Raw genomic sequence first — 14,879 nt, 5'->3', positions numbered from 1 at the left:
AGTCCATTATAGTGCTACATTGCGGGCGTTAATAAGAGGAGAAACTGTATGACTACATTACGTCAGCCTTACTACGAACTTAGCCCGGCAGTGTATAGCGCGCTGGTGCAGGCCAAAACGGCGCTGGAAAATAGTGCGCTGGATACCACACTGATGGAGTTAGTTTATTTGCGCGTCTCGCAAATCAACGGCTGCGCATTTTGTCTGGAGATGCACAGTAAAGCATTACGCAAATCCGGTGTGCCACAGCACAAGCTGGACGCTCTTGCAGGCTGGCGGGTGAGCCATCATTTTGACGATCGCGAGCGGGCGGCGCTGGCATGGGCGGAATCGGTGACCGATATTGCCCGAACCCATGCAGAAGACGACGTTTATCAACCTCTGCTTGAATATTTCAGCGCAGCAGAGATCAGCGACCTGACTTTTGCCATCGGACTGATGAATTGCTTTAACCGCCTGGCCGTTTCCATGCGGATGTAATTTCCTGATGCCGGGTAATCACCCGGCTATAGAACACAAAACCCCCTACCCCGTTGAGCCACTCAACGGTGGTGAGATTTATCGAAATTTCCCATATCTTGTATTGTTGAATCTTTTTTCAACTACATCTAGTATCCCTGTATCAACAGAGAGACAACCCGACGCGTATCATCGCGCCGTATCTTCATTTTAAACGGAAATACGAATCATGCGCATTACTATTTACACTCGTAACGATTGCGTTCAGTGCCACGCCACCAAACGGGCGATGGAAAACCGGGGCTTTGATTTTGAAATGATTAATGTCGATCGCGTTCCTGAAGCGGCGGAAGCGTTGCGTGCTCAGGGCTTTCGTCAGTTGCCGGTAGTGATTGCAGGCGATCTTAGCTGGTCTGGTTTCCGCCCGGACATGATCAACCGTCTGCATCCAGCGCCACACGCGGCCAGTGCATGAGCCAGCTCGTCTACTTCTCCAGCAGCTCCGAAAATACGCAGCGTTTTATCGAACGTTTAGGGCTACCCGCCGTGCGCATTCCACTCAATGAGCGGGAACGGATCCAGGTAGACGAGCCTTACATCCTGATCGTGCCCTCTTACGGCGGTGGCGGTACGGCTGGCGCTGTGCCACGACAGGTGATTCGCTTTTTAAACGACGAGCATAACCGGGCGTTGCTTCGCGGCGTTATTGCTTCGGGTAATCGCAACTTTGGTGAGGCGTATGGTCGCGCCGGAGATGTGATTGCCCGGAAATGCGGTGTGCCGTGGCTGTACCGCTTTGAACTCATGGGTACGCAAAGCGATATCGAAAACGTCCGTAAAGGAGTAACCGAATTTTGGCAACGACAACCGCAGAATGCCTGACGCAGGAAACGATGGATTACCACGCTCTGAATGCGATGCTTAACCTTTACGATAGCGCAGGCCGCATTCAGTTCGATAAAGACAGCCAGGCCGTTGACGCCTTTATAGCGACGCATGTGCGTCCGAACAGTGTGACCTTCAGTAGCCAGCAGCAGCGCCTGAACTGGCTGATCAACGAAGGTTACTATGATGCAAGCGTCCTTAATCGCTACTCTCGCGACTTTGTCATTACGCTGTTTGCCCACGCGCACGCCAGCGGTTTTCGTTTCCAGACATTCCTCGGGGCATGGAAGTTTTACACCAGCTATACGTTGAAGACATTCGATGGCAAGCGTTATCTGGAAGATTTTGCCGATCGAGTAACGATGGTGGCGCTGACACTGGCACAAGGCGATGAAACACTGGCGACGCAACTGACTGATGAGATGCTGTCTGGACGTTTTCAGCCTGCCACGCCAACATTCCTCAACTGCGGTAAACAGCAGCGCGGCGAACTGGTTTCCTGTTTTTTGCTGCGTATTGAAGACAATATGGAGTCGATTGGTCGGGCGGTAAATTCCGCACTGCAACTGTCGAAACGCGGCGGCGGCGTAGCATTTTTGCTGTCGAATCTGCGGGAAGCGGGCGCGCCAATTAAACGTATTGAAAATCAATCTTCTGGCGTAATTCCGGTGATGAAAATGCTGGAAGACGCATTTTCCTATGCCAACCAACTCGGCGCTCGTCAGGGGGCTGGTGCAGTCTATTTACATGCTCATCATCCCGATATTCTGCGTTTTCTCGACACGAAACGGGAAAATGCCGACGAAAAAATCCGCATTAAAACGCTGTCGCTGGGCGTGGTGATCCCGGATATCACCTTCCATCTGGCGAAAGAGAATGCGCAGATGGCACTGTTTTCGCCTTATGACGTTGAGCGGGTTTACGGCAAGCCGTTTGCCGATATTGCCATCAGCGAACACTATGACGAACTGGTTGCCGACGAACGCATCCGCAAAAAATATATCAATGCGCGTGATTTCTTCCTGCGGCTGGCGGAGATCCAGTTTGAATCCGGCTATCCCTACATCATGTATGAAGACACGGTTAACCGTGCTAACCCTATTGCCGGACGCATAAATATGAGCAATCTTTGCTCAGAGATTTTGCAGGTTAACAGCGCCTCAGAGTATGACGAGAATCTCGACTATGCACGCACAGGCCATGATATTTCCTGCAATTTAGGTTCGTTGAATATTGCCCACACCATGGATTCCCCTGACTTTGCCCGCACGATAGAAACAGCCGTGCGCGGTCTGACGGCGGTGTCAGATATGAGTCATATCCGCAGCGTGCCGTCTATTGAGGCCGGAAATGCCGCCTCGCACGCCATCGGGCTGGGGCAGATGAATTTACACGGTTATCTGGCGCGGGAAGGCATCGCCTATGGTTCACCGGAAGCTCTGGATTTCACCAATCTCTATTTCTACACCATCACCTGGCACGCCCTGCGTACTTCAATGTTGCTGGCGCGCGAACGCGGTGAAACCTTTGCCGGGTTCAAACAGTCGCGCTATGCCAGCGGTGAATATTTTAGCCAATATCTGCAAGGTAACTGGCAGCCGAAAACGGCGAAAGTTGGCGAACTGTTTGCCCGTAGCGGTATTACGTTACCTACCCGTGAGATGTGGGCGCAGCTGCGCGACGACGTGATGCGCTATGGCATATACAACCAGAATCTCCAGGCGGTGCCGCCAACCGGTTCTATCTCTTATATCAACCATGCCACGTCGAGTATTCATCCGATTGTGGCGAAAGTGGAGATCCGCAAAGAGGGCAAAACAGGACGCGTTTACTACCCTGCCCCGTTTATGACTAACGAGAATCTGGCGCTGTATCAGGACGCTTACGAAATCGGCGCGGAAAAGATTATCGACACCTACGCCGAAGCGACACGCCATGTCGATCAGGGGCTGTCGCTGACGCTGTTTTTCCCCGATACCGCCACCACCCGCGATATCAACAAAGCGCAGATTTACGCCTGGCGTAAGGGAATCAAAACGCTCTATTACATTCGCCTGCGTCAGATGGCGCTGGAAGGTACTGAAATTGAAGGCTGCGTCTCCTGCGCGCTCTAAGAGACTGAAAAATAATTGCAATATATTGAATTTGCAAGATTTTGTAGGCCGGATAAGGCGTTCACGCCGCATCCGGCAGGAACAAAGCGCACATTGCCAAAAATCGGAGTCTGATGAGTCCGGCTTTAAGGAATATCTATGAAACTCTCACGTATCAGCGCCATCAACTGGAACAAGATTACTGATGATAAAGATCTGGAGGTGTGGAATCGCCTGACCAGTAATTTCTGGCTACCGGAAAAAGTGCCGCTGTCGAACGATATCCCCGCCTGGCAGACATTAAGCGCCGTAGAGCAACAACTGACGATGCGTGTTTTTACTGGCCTGACGCTGCTCGACACGCTGCAAAATGTTATCGGCGCACCCTCGCTGATGCCCGATGCGCTCACGCCCCATGAAGAGGCGGTATTATCAAATATCAGCTTTATGGAAGCGGTTCATGCCCGCTCTTACAGCTCGATTTTCTCGACGTTGTGCCAGACAAAAGATGTCGATGCCGCCTACGCCTGGAGTGAAGAAAACGCGCCGTTGCAGCGAAAAGCACAGATTATTCAGCAACATTATCGCGGCGATAATCCGCTGAAAAAGAAAATCGCCAGTGTCTTTCTGGAATCATTTTTGTTCTACTCCGGCTTCTGGCTGCCGATGTATTTTTCCAGTCGCGGTAAGCTGACCAATACCGCAGACCTGATCCGTCTGATTATCCGCGATGAAGCAGTGCACGGTTATTACATCGGTTATAAATATCAGAAAAACATGGAAAAAACCTCCCAGGCACAACGCGAAGAGTTAAAGAGTTTTGCCTTCGATTTGTTGCTGGAACTCTACGACAACGAACTGCAATACACCGATGAGCTGTACGCCGAAACCTTGTGGGCTGACGATGTAAAAGCGTTTCTCTGCTACAACGCCAATAAGGCATTGATGAATCTGGGGTACGAACCGCTTTTCCCGGCAGAAATGGCGGAAGTGAATCCGGCAATCCTCGCCGCGCTTTCGCCGAATGCCGATGAAAATCACGATTTCTTTTCCGGTTCTGGCTCCTCTTATGTGATGGGAAAAGCAGTCGAAACAGAAGACGAAGACTGGAATTTCTGACACGGTTATTTTAAAAAATATCATCAACCACAGCAGGGAAATAATTTCCATTAAGTATCTTTTTATCACACAAGTATTTTGTGGTGATCTACACTGATACTCTGTTGCATTATTCGCCTGAAACTACAATATTCAGGCGTTTTTTCGCTATCTATAACAAAAAATATCAACTTTTCTCGATTTGCCCTCAGCCCTTATATCACGGGAAATTCCGGCAATTTGCTCACGTCAATATTCATGCCACATTTGCCCTCAGGGGTTGCCTCAGATTCTCAGTATGTTAGGGTAGAAAAAAGTGACTATTTCCATCGGGTAATATATCGACATAAACAAATAACAGGAATCTTTCTATTGCATGGCAATTAAATTAGAAATTAAAAATCTTTATAAAATATTTGGGGAGCATCCACAGAGAGCTTTCAAATATATCGAACAAGGACTTTCAAAAGAACAAATTCTGGAAAAAACAGGGCTATCGCTTGGCGTAAAAGACGCCAGTCTGGCCATTGAAGAAGGCGAGATATTTGTCATCATGGGATTATCCGGTTCGGGTAAATCCACAATGGTACGCCTTCTCAATCGCCTGATTGAACCCACCCGTGGACAAGTACTGATTGACGGTGTGGATATTGCCAAAATATCCGACGCCGAACTCCGTGAGGTGCGCAGAAAAAAGATTGCGATGGTCTTCCAGTCCTTTGCCTTAATGCCACATATGACCGTGCTGGACAATACTGCATTCGGTATGGAATTGGCCGGAATTAACGCCGAAGAACGCCGGGAAAAAGCGATTGATGCACTGCGTCAGGTTGGGCTGGAAAATTATGCCCACAGCTACCCGGACGAACTCTCGGGCGGGATGCGTCAACGTGTCGGATTAGCTCGCGCATTAGCCATCAATCCGGATATTTTATTAATGGACGAAGCCTTCTCGGCGCTCGATCCACTAATTCGCACCGAGATGCAGGATGAGCTGGTAAAATTACAGGCAAAACATCAGCGCACCATTGTATTTATTTCTCACGATCTCGACGAAGCTATGCGTATTGGCGACAGAATTGCCATTATGCAAAATGGTGAAGTCGTTCAGGTCGGCACACCGGATGAAATTCTCAATAATCCGGCGAATGATTATGTCCGTACCTTCTTCCGTGGTGTTGATATTAGCCAGGTGTTCAGCGCAAAAGATATTGCCCGCCGCAGCCCTAATGGCTTAATTCGTAAAACGCCCGGTTTCGGCCCGCGTTCGGCACTGAAATTATTGCAGGATGAAGACCGCGAATATGGTTACGTCATCGAACGCGGTAATAAGTTTGTCGGCGCAGTCTCTATCGATTCGTTAAAAGCAGCATTAACGCAGCAGCAAGGTCTTGATGCGGCGCTGATTGATGCGCCGTTAGCGGTCGATGCACAAACGCCTCTTAGCGAGTTGCTCTCTCATGTCGGACAGGCGCCCTGTGCGGTGCCCGTGGTCGACGAAGACCAACAGTATGTCGGCATCATTTCGAAAGGAATGTTGCTGCGCGCTTTAGATCGTGAGGGGGTAAACAATGGCTGATCAAAACAATCCGTGGGATACCACGCCAGCGGCGGACAGTGCCGCACAATCCGCAGACGCCTGGGGTACACCGGCTCCTGCACCAACTGATGGCGGTGGCGCTGACTGGCTGACCAGTACGCCTGCGCCAAACGTCGAGCATTTTAATATTCTCGATCCGTTCCATAAGACGCTGATCCCACTCGACAGTTGGGTAACTGAAGGGATCGACTGGGTGGTTACCCATTTCCGTCCCCTTTTCCAGGGCGTGCGTGTTCCGGTGGATTACATCCTCAACGGTTTCCAGCAACTGCTGCTGGGTATGCCCGCACCTGTGGCGATTATCGTTTTCGCTCTCATCGCCTGGCAGATTTCCGGCGTCGGTATGGGCGTTGCGGCATTAGTTTCACTGATTGCTATCGGCGCGATTGGCGCATGGTCGCAAGCAATGGTCACCCTGGCGCTGGTATTAACTGCCCTGCTGTTCTGTATCGTCATTGGTCTGCCGCTGGGGATCTGGCTGGCGAGAAGTCCGCGAGCAGCGAAAATAATCCGTCCACTGCTTGATGCCATGCAGACTACGCCCGCGTTTGTTTATCTGGTGCCAATCGTCATGCTGTTTGGTATCGGCAACGTGCCGGGCGTGGTGGTGACCATCATCTTTGCTCTGCCGCCGATTATCCGTCTGACTATTCTGGGGATTAACCAAGTTCCGGCGGATCTGATTGAAGCCTCGCGCTCATTCGGTGCCAGCCCGCGCCAAATGCTGTTCAAAGTTCAGTTACCGCTGGCGATGCCGACCATTATGGCGGGCGTCAACCAGACGCTGATGCTGGCGCTTTCTATGGTGGTCATTGCCTCGATGATTGCCGTCGGTGGGCTGGGTCAGATGGTTCTGCGCGGTATCGGTCGTCTGGATATGGGGCTTGCCACCGTTGGCGGCGTCGGGATTGTGATCCTTGCTATTATCCTCGATCGCCTGACCCAGGCCGTTGGGCGCGACTCACGCAGTCGCGGCAACCGTCGCTGGTACACCACTGGCCCTGTTGGTCTGCTGACCCGCCCATTCATTAAATAACTCTGCACTTGCCCGGTGACGCCGGGCATTACCACCCTGCCAAAAAAAGGAATAACAATGCGACATAGCGTACTTTTTGCGACTGCGTTTGCCACGCTTATCTCTACACAAACTTTTGCCGCCGATCTGCCGGGCAAAGGCATTACCGTTAACCCGGTTCAGAGCACCATCACTGAAGAAACTTTCCAGACGCTGCTGGTCAGCCGCGCGCTGGAGAAATTAGGTTATACCGTTAATAAACCCAGTGAAGTGGATTACAACGTTGGCTACACCTCGCTTGCTTCCGGCGATGCGACCTTTACCGCAGTGAACTGGACGCCGCTGCATGACAACATGTACGAAGCTGCCGGTGGCGATAAGAAATTTTATCGTGAAGGGGTATTTGTTAACGGCGCGGCGCAGGGTTACCTGATCGATAAGAAAACCGCCGACCAGTACAAAATCACCAACATCGCACAATTGAAAGATCCGAAGATCGCCAAACTGTTTGATACCAATGGCGATGGCAAAGCGGATTTAACCGGCTGTAACCCCGGCTGGGGCTGCGAAGGTGCCATTAATCACCAGCTTGCTGCGTATGAACTGACCAACACCGTGACGCATAATCAGGGTAACTATGCGGCGATGATGGCCGACACCATCAGTCGTTACAAAGAGGGCAAACCGGTGTTTTACTACACCTGGACACCGTACTGGGTGAGTAACGAACTGAAGCCGGGCAAAGATGTGGTCTGGTTGCAGGTGCCGTTCTCCGCATTGCCGGGCGATAAAAATGCTGACACTAAACTGCCGAATGGTGCAAATTACGGCTTCCCGGTCAGCACCATGCATATCGTTGCCAACAAAGCCTGGGCCGAGAAAAACCCGGCGGCAGCGAAACTGTTTGCCATTATGCAGTTGCCGGTAGCAGACATTAACGCCCAGAACGCCATTATGCATGACGGCAAAGCCTCAGAAGGCGATATTCAGGGTCACGTTGATGGCTGGATCAAAGCCCACCAGCAGCAGTTCGATGGCTGGGTGAATGAGGCGCTGGCAGCGCAGAAGTAATTTTTATTCGGGCGGATAAGGCGTTTTCGCCGCATCCACCTTCCGTGCACAATGCCTGATGCGACGCTGGCGCGTCTTATCATGCCTACACACCACACTCATTGCGTACGGCGGATAAGGCGTTTTCACCGCATCCGCCTTCTGTGCACAATGCCTGATGCGACGCCGCGCGTCTTATCATGCCTACAAACCACACTCATTGCGTACGGCGGATAAGGCGTTTTCGCCGCATCCGCCTTCCGTGCACAATGCCTGATGCGACGCTGACGCGTCTTATCATGCCTACAAACCACACCGCACATTTCAACAATCAATCTTTCGCCCCACATCCATAAACATCCGCTATTATTGCTTTTCAGACTAATCATCACCTGATAAACAACAATAATGACTAAACCCAATCATGAGCTTAGCCCGGCGCTGATCGTGCTGATGTCGATCGCCACCGGTCTGGCGGTCGCCAGCAACTATTACGCTCAACCATTGCTCGACACCATCGCGCGTAATTTTTCCCTTTCTGCCAGTTCGGCGGGCTTTATTGTCACCGCCGCGCAGCTAGGTTATGCCGCCGGTCTGCTATTTCTAGTTCCACTGGGTGATATGTTTGAACGCCGCAGGCTGATCGTCTCAATGACCTTACTGGCAGCCGGTGGCATGTTAATCACTGCCAGCAGTCAGTCACTGGCGATGATGATCCTCGGTACGGCATTAACCGGTTTATTCTCGGTCGTGGCACAAATTCTGGTTCCGCTGGCGGCAACACTGGCCTCACCGGAAAAACGCGGCAAGGTGGTTGGCACTATTATGAGCGGCCTGCTACTGGGCATTTTGCTGGCGCGTACCGTTGCCGGGTTGCTGGCAAATCTCGGCGGCTGGCGCACCGTTTTCTGGGTCGCAGCAGTATTAATGGCGCTAATGGCGCTGGCGTTGTGGCGCGGCCTGCCGCAGATGAAATCTGAGACGCACCTCAACTACCCACAGTTGTTAGGTTCCGTTTTCAGCATGTTTATCAGCGATAAGATCCTGCGCACCCGCGCGGTGCTGGGCTGCCTGACCTTTGCTAACTTCAGCATTCTGTGGACATCAATGGCCTTTTTGCTTGCCGCACCGCCTTTTAACTACAGCGATGGAACGATTGGTCTGTTTGGCCTTGCAGGAGCCGCTGGGGCGCTGGGCGCACGTCCGGCAGGTGGTTTTGCCGATAAGGGTCAATCGCACCTGACAACAACTTTCGGCCTACTGCTGCTGTTGCTCTCATGGCTGGCGATCTGGTTTGGTCACACTTCCGTGCTGGCGCTGATTATCGGCATCCTGGTACTGGATCTCACCGTACAGGGCGTGCATATCACCAATCAAACCGTGATTTATCGTATTTATCCTGATGCACGTAATCGTCTGACCGCAGGCTATATGACCAGTTACTTTATTGGCGGTGCCGCCGGTTCACTGATTTCGGCCTCTGCCTGGCAACATGCCGGTTGGGCTGGCGTTTGTCTGGCTGGTGCGACGATTGCCCTGGTTAATCTGTTAGTCTGGTGGCGAGGTTTTCATCGTCAGGAAGCCGCTATTTAGACAATCAGCAACCGTTTTCGTGGCTTTACACTTATAAGGGTGTTAAGAAGCCCATCAGTCTGATAAGGTTAAGATATTCATTCAGTCTATTTATAATTTTAACAGTCGTTAAGCGTACACTCTATGGTAAGCCCTACTCCTCTGCCTGCTTCTGGTTCGGCGACCTTCATGGAAGGATGCAAAGACAGTTTACCGATTGTTATTAGTTATATTCCGGTGGCCTTTGCTTTCGGTCTGAATGCGACCCGTCTGGGATTCTCTCCTCTCGAAAGCGTTTTTTTCTCCTGCATCATTTATGCAGGCGCGAGTCAGTTCGTCATTACCACGATGCTGGCAGCCGGGAGTAGTTTATGGGTCGCTGCGCTGACCGTCATGGCAATGGATGTTCGCCATGTTCTGTATGGCCCATCGTTGCGTAGCCGCATTGTTCAGCGTCTGCAAAAATCGAAAACTGCATTGTGGGCGTTTGGCCTGACGGATGAAGTTTTTGCCGCAGCAACGGCAAAGCTGGTGCGCAATAATCGCCGCTGGAGCGAGAACTGGATGATTGGCATTGCCTTCAGTTCATGGTCATCGTGGGTATTTGGTACGGTTATAGGGGCATTCTCCGGCAGCGGTTTGCTGCAAGGTTATCCAGCCGTTGAAGCAGCATTAGGCTTTATGCTACCGGCGCTCTTTATGAGTTTTCTGCTCGCCTCTTTCCAGCGCAAACAATCCCTTTGCGTTACCGCAGCGTTAATCGGCGCCCTTGCGGGCGTAACGCTATTTTCTATCCCCGTCGCCATTCTGGCAGGCATTGTCTGTGGCTGCCTCACTGCGCTAATTCAGGCATTCTGGCAAGGAGCGCCCGATGAGCTATGAGGTTCTGCTGCTTGGGTTACTGGTTGGCGCGGTTAATTACTGCTTTCGCTATTTGCCGCTGCGCCTGCGTGTGGGTAATGCCCGCCCAACCAAACGTGGTGCGGTGGGTATTTTGCTCGACACCATTGGCATAGCCTCGATTTGTGCTCTGCTGGTTGTCTCTACCGCACCAGAAGTGATGCACGATACACGTCGTTTCGTGCCCACGCTGGTCGGCTTTGCGGTACTGGGTGCCAGTTTCTATAAAACACGCAGCATTATCGTCCCGACACTGCTAAGTGCGCTGGCCTACGGGCTCGCCTGGAAAGTGATGGCGATTATATAACCCACAAGAATCATTTTTCTAAAACAATACATTTACTTTATTTGTCACTGTAGTTACTATATCGGCTGAAATTAATGAGGTCATACCCAAATGGATAGTTCGTTTACGCCCATTGAACAAATGCTAAAATTTCGCGCCAGCCGCCACGAAGATTTTCCTTACCAGGAAATCCTTCTGACCCGTCTTTGTATGCATATGCAGAGCAAGCTGCTGGAGAACCGCAATAAAATGCTGAAGGCTCAGGGGATTAACGAGACGTTGTTTATGGCGTTGATTACGCTGGAGTCTCAGGAAAACCACAGTATTCAGCCTTCTGAATTAAGTTGTGCTCTTGGATCATCCCGTACCAATGCGACGCGTATTGCCGATGAACTGGAAAAACGCGGTTGGATCGAGCGTCGTGAAAGCGATAACGATCGCCGCTGTCTGCATCTGCAATTAACGGAAAAAGGTCACGAGTTTTTGCGCGAGGTTTTACCGCCGCAGCATAACTGCCTGCATCAACTCTGGTCCGCACTCAGCACTAGCGAAAAAGATCAGCTTGAGCAAATCACCCGCAAGTTGCTCTCCCGTCTCGACCAAATGGAACAAGACGGCATGGTCCTCGAAGCGATGAGCTAACGCGTCATCTCGCTCAAAAATCCAGATTTATAAAAGAAAAACTGACCGGCCAGCATCGCAACGTGCTGGCCTTTTTGGCAAGCAGGTCGGCTCAGCCGATGAGTTAAGAAGATCGTGGAGAACAATATGAGCGCAAATGCGGAGACTCAAAACCCGCAGCAACCGGTAAAGAAGAGCGGCAAACGTAAGCGTCTGCTCCTCCTTCTCACCTTGCTCTTTATCATTATTGCCGTAGCGATAGGAATTTATTGGTTTTTGGTACTGCGTCATTTTGAAGAGACCGATGACGCATACGTGGCAGGGAATCAGATTCAAATTATGTCTCAGGTGTCAGGCAGCGTGACGAAAGTCTGGGCCGATAACACCGATTTTGTAAAAGAAGGCGATGTGCTGGTCACTCTCGACCCGACTGATGCTCGCCAGGCGTTTGAAAAAGCCAAAACTGCACTGGCTTCCAGCGTTCGTCAAACCCACCAGCTGATGATTAACAGCAAGCAGTTGCAGGCGAATATTGAGGTGCAGAAAATCGCCCTTGCTAAAGCACAGAGCGACTACAACCGCCGTGTGCCGCTGGGCAATGCCAACCTAATTGGTCGTGAAGAACTGCAACACGCCCGCGATGCCGTCACCAGCGCCCAGGCGCAACTGGATGTCGCCATTCAACAATACAATGCCAATCAGGCGATGATTCTGGGAACTAAACTGGAAGATCAGCCTGCCGTGCAACAGGCCGCAACTGAAGTACGTAATGCCTGGCTGGCGCTGGAACGTACCCGTATTGTCAGCCCAATGACCGGTTATGTCTCCCGCCGAGCCGTACAGCCTGGTGCGCAAATTAGCCCAACAACGCCGCTGATGGCGGTCGTTCCGGCGACCAATATGTGGGTGGATGCCAACTTTAAAGAGACGCAGATTGCCAATATGCGCATCGGTCAGCCGGTCACTATTACCACTGATATTTACGGCGATGATGTGAAATACACCGGTAAAGTGGTCGGTCTGGATATGGGTACGGGTAGCGCGTTCTCGCTGCTTCCGGCGCAAAACGCCACCGGTAACTGGATCAAAGTCGTTCAGCGTCTGCCTGTTCGTATTGAACTGGATCAGAAACAGCTGGAGCAATACCCACTGCGCATCGGTTTGTCCACGCTGGTGAGTGTCAATACCACTAACCGTGACGGTCAGGTACTGGCAAACAAAGTACGTTCTACGCCGGTAGCGGTAAGCACTGCGCGTGAAATCAGCCTGGCACCTGTCAATAAACTGATCGACGACATCGTAAAAGCTAACGCTGGCTAATCCAGAGGTGCGTGTGATGCAACAGCAAAAACCGCTGGAAGGCGCGCAACTGGTCATTATGACCATTGCGCTGTCACTGGCGACATTCATGCAGGTGCTGGACTCCACCATTGCTAACGTGGCGATCCCTACTATCGCCGGAAACCTGGGCTCATCGCTCAGCCAGGGAACGTGGGTGATCACCTCCTTCGGGGTGGCAAACGCCATCTCGATCCCCCTTACCGGCTGGCTGGCAAAGCGCGTCGGGGAAGTGAAGCTGTTCCTCTGGTCAACCATCGCCTTTGCTATTGCTTCGTGGGCGTGTGGTGTCTCCAGCAGCCTGAATATGCTGATCTTCTTCCGCGTGATTCAGGGGATTGTCGCCGGGCCGTTAATCCCGCTTTCGCAAAGTCTATTACTGAATAACTACCCGCCAGCCAAACGCTCAATCGCGCTGGCGTTGTGGTCGATGACGGTAATTGTCGCGCCAATTTGCGGCCCAATCCTCGGCGGTTATATCAGTGACAATTACCACTGGGGCTGGATATTCTTCATCAACGTGCCAATTGGCGTGGCGGTGGTGTTGATGACACTGCAAACCCTGCGCGGACGCGAAACCCGCACCGAACGGCGGCGGATTGATGCTGTGGGGCTGGCACTGCTGGTGATTGGTATCGGCAGTCTGCAGATTATGCTCGACCGGGGTAAAGAGCTGGACTGGTTCTCATCACAGGAAATTATCGTCCTCACCGTGGTGGCAGTGGTGGCTATCAGCTTCCTCATTGTCTGGGAGCTGACCGACGATAACCCGATAGTCGATCTCTCGCTGTTTAAGTCGCGCAACTTCACCATCGGCTGCTTGTGTATCAGCCTCGCGTATATGCTCTACTTCGGCGCTATTGTTCTGTTGCCGCAGTTGTTGCAGGAGGTATACGGCTACACGGCAACCTGGGCAGGGCTGGCGTCTGCGCCGGTAGGGATTATTCCGGTGATCCTGTCGCCGATTATTGGTCGTTTTGCGCATAAACTGGATATGCGTCGGCTGGTAACCTTCAGCTTTATTATGTATGCCGTTTGCTTTTACTGGCGTGCTTATACTTTTGAACCGGGTATGGATTTTGGTGCATCGGCCTGGCCGCAGTTTATCCAGGGCTTCGCGGTGGCCTGCTTCTTTATGCCGCTGACCACCATTACGCTCTCTGGTTTGCCACCGGAACGACTGGCAGCGGCGTCGAGTCTCTCCAACTTTACGCGAACGCTGGCGGGTTCTATCGGCACGTCCATTACGACGACTATGTGGACTAACCGCGAGTCGCTGCACCATGCGCAGTTGACCGAATCAGTGAACCCATATAACCCGAACGCCCAGGCGATGTACCATCAACTGGAAGGACTGGGAATGACGCAACAGCAGGCTTCCGGCTGGATTGCCCAGCAGATCACCAATCAGGGGCTGATTATTTCCGCCAATGAGATCTTCTGGATGTCAGCCGGGATATTCCTCGTCCTGCTGGGGCTGGTGTGGTTTGCCAGGCCGCCATTTGGTGCAGGTGGTGGCGGAGGCGGTGCGCACTAACGTTGTCAAAGGGAGCTGCGGCTCCCTTTTTCTTTGCTTATTCTGTAAACGTTTTTTATCAGCGCCAAATGATGCCATTATTCAGGATTGCTTAATAAACAGTTGAGTAATCAGGAAAAATAGACAGAAAATAAAATATATTTATATCTTTCCTAATAATGGTGTATTTTATCTCATATTTTGAATACATTTCATCGATGTACGACAACTATATTTTTTGATAATAATCCTGGCGTTTTTCATCTCTAAAAAGATGTGTAAACAATAAACATGAAACTAATTCATTACTATTGTTAAATTCAAAACAAATCGACAACAAACATCTCGATGATTTTTCTCATTTTTCTTTTTATCATTTTTTACCAATTAAGATATTTAAAGATTTTTACTACAGAAGACTATGCAACTTATTTTTCAGCGCAACG

14 protein-coding genes are annotated in these 14,879 nt (G+C 51.3%); all 14 read left to right on the top strand.

What is annotated here, in order from left to right; genetic code table 11:
• Positions 1-48 precede the first annotated feature (48 nt).
• The 14 genes from A7589_RS20480 to emrB all read left to right on the top strand — a co-directional run bounded on the left by A7589_RS20480 (position 49) and on the right by emrB (position 14,454).
• Positions 49-480: a carboxymuconolactone decarboxylase family protein gene (locus tag A7589_RS20480; RefSeq protein WP_000209800.1), complete on the top strand. Its 432-nt coding sequence runs from the start codon at positions 49-51 to the stop codon at positions 478-480.
• 208 nt (positions 481-688) lie between these two features.
• A complete protein-coding gene (gene nrdH / locus A7589_RS20470) occupies positions 689-934 on the top strand; it encodes a glutaredoxin-like protein NrdH (RefSeq protein ID WP_001223227.1) in 246 nt (81 codons plus the stop codon).
• Positions 931-1,341 carry a class Ib ribonucleoside-diphosphate reductase assembly flavoprotein NrdI gene (nrdI, locus tag A7589_RS20465; protein WP_000080947.1) on the top strand — a complete coding sequence of 137 codons (411 nt, stop codon included), beginning with the start codon at positions 931-933 and terminating at the stop codon, positions 1,339-1,341. The genes nrdH and nrdI overlap by 4 nt, the downstream gene beginning before the upstream one ends.
• Positions 1,314-3,458 carry a class 1b ribonucleoside-diphosphate reductase subunit alpha gene (nrdE, locus tag A7589_RS20460; protein WP_105282830.1) on the top strand — a complete coding sequence of 715 codons (2,145 nt, stop codon included), beginning with the start codon at positions 1,314-1,316 and terminating at the stop codon, positions 3,456-3,458. Before nrdI ends, nrdE begins: the two co-directional genes overlap by 28 nt.
• Positions 3,459-3,596: 138 nt before the next feature.
• Complete coding sequence (gene nrdF / locus A7589_RS20455; protein WP_000777986.1) at positions 3,597-4,556, top strand: class 1b ribonucleoside-diphosphate reductase subunit beta; 960 nt, start codon at positions 3,597-3,599, stop codon at positions 4,554-4,556.
• A 355-nt stretch (positions 4,557-4,911) separates the two neighbouring features.
• On the top strand, positions 4,912-6,114 hold the full coding sequence (gene proV, locus A7589_RS20445; protein WP_000985481.1) for a glycine betaine/L-proline ABC transporter ATP-binding protein ProV: 1,203 nt from the start codon (positions 4,912-4,914) through the stop codon (positions 6,112-6,114).
• Positions 6,107-7,171, top strand: a complete 1,065-nt coding sequence (gene proW, locus A7589_RS20440) for a glycine betaine/L-proline ABC transporter permease ProW (protein ID WP_000774968.1) — start codon at positions 6,107-6,109, stop codon at positions 7,169-7,171. Before proV ends, proW begins: the two co-directional genes overlap by 8 nt.
• Positions 7,172-7,228: 57 nt before the next feature.
• Complete coding sequence (gene proX, locus A7589_RS20435; RefSeq protein ID WP_001216525.1) at positions 7,229-8,221, top strand: glycine betaine/L-proline ABC transporter substrate-binding protein ProX; 993 nt, start codon at positions 7,229-7,231, stop codon at positions 8,219-8,221.
• Positions 8,222-8,608: 387 nt separating this feature from the next.
• Complete coding sequence (locus tag A7589_RS20430) at positions 8,609-9,793, top strand: MFS transporter (RefSeq protein ID WP_000165720.1); 1,185 nt, start codon at positions 8,609-8,611, stop codon at positions 9,791-9,793.
• A gap of 123 nt (positions 9,794-9,916) precedes the next feature.
• Complete coding sequence (gene ygaZ / locus A7589_RS20425) at positions 9,917-10,654, top strand: L-valine exporter subunit YgaZ (RefSeq protein ID WP_000254579.1); 738 nt, start codon at positions 9,917-9,919, stop codon at positions 10,652-10,654.
• Positions 10,644-10,979 (top strand): L-valine transporter subunit YgaH, encoded by a 336-nt coding sequence (gene ygaH, locus A7589_RS20420; protein WP_000119757.1) that lies wholly within the window; start codon positions 10,644-10,646, stop codon positions 10,977-10,979. Before ygaZ ends, ygaH begins: the two co-directional genes overlap by 11 nt.
• A gap of 90 nt (positions 10,980-11,069) precedes the next feature.
• Positions 11,070-11,600, top strand: coding sequence for a multidrug efflux transporter EmrAB transcriptional repressor EmrR (emrR, locus tag A7589_RS20415; protein ID WP_000378436.1), 531 nt, complete (start codon positions 11,070-11,072; stop codon positions 11,598-11,600).
• 126 nt (positions 11,601-11,726) lie between these two features.
• The gene (gene emrA, locus A7589_RS20410; RefSeq protein WP_010356273.1) at positions 11,727-12,899 is read left to right on the top strand and encodes a multidrug efflux MFS transporter periplasmic adaptor subunit EmrA; all 1,173 of its coding nucleotides are present in this window, start codon (positions 11,727-11,729) and stop codon (positions 12,897-12,899) included.
• A gap of 16 nt (positions 12,900-12,915) precedes the next feature.
• Complete coding sequence (emrB, locus tag A7589_RS20405) at positions 12,916-14,454, top strand: multidrug efflux MFS transporter permease subunit EmrB (protein ID WP_010350384.1); 1,539 nt, start codon at positions 12,916-12,918, stop codon at positions 14,452-14,454.
• The last annotated feature ends 425 nt before the right edge of the window (positions 14,455-14,879 follow it).

Origin of the sequence: Escherichia sp. MOD1-EC6475, from assembly GCF_003046645.1 — a bacterium.
In the GTDB taxonomy this organism is placed as follows: Bacteria; Pseudomonadota; Gammaproteobacteria; order Enterobacterales; family Enterobacteriaceae; genus Escherichia; species Escherichia ruysiae.
The sequence above is the reverse complement of the archived record's forward strand: the minus strand, read 5'-3'. Positions and strand labels throughout refer to the sequence as shown.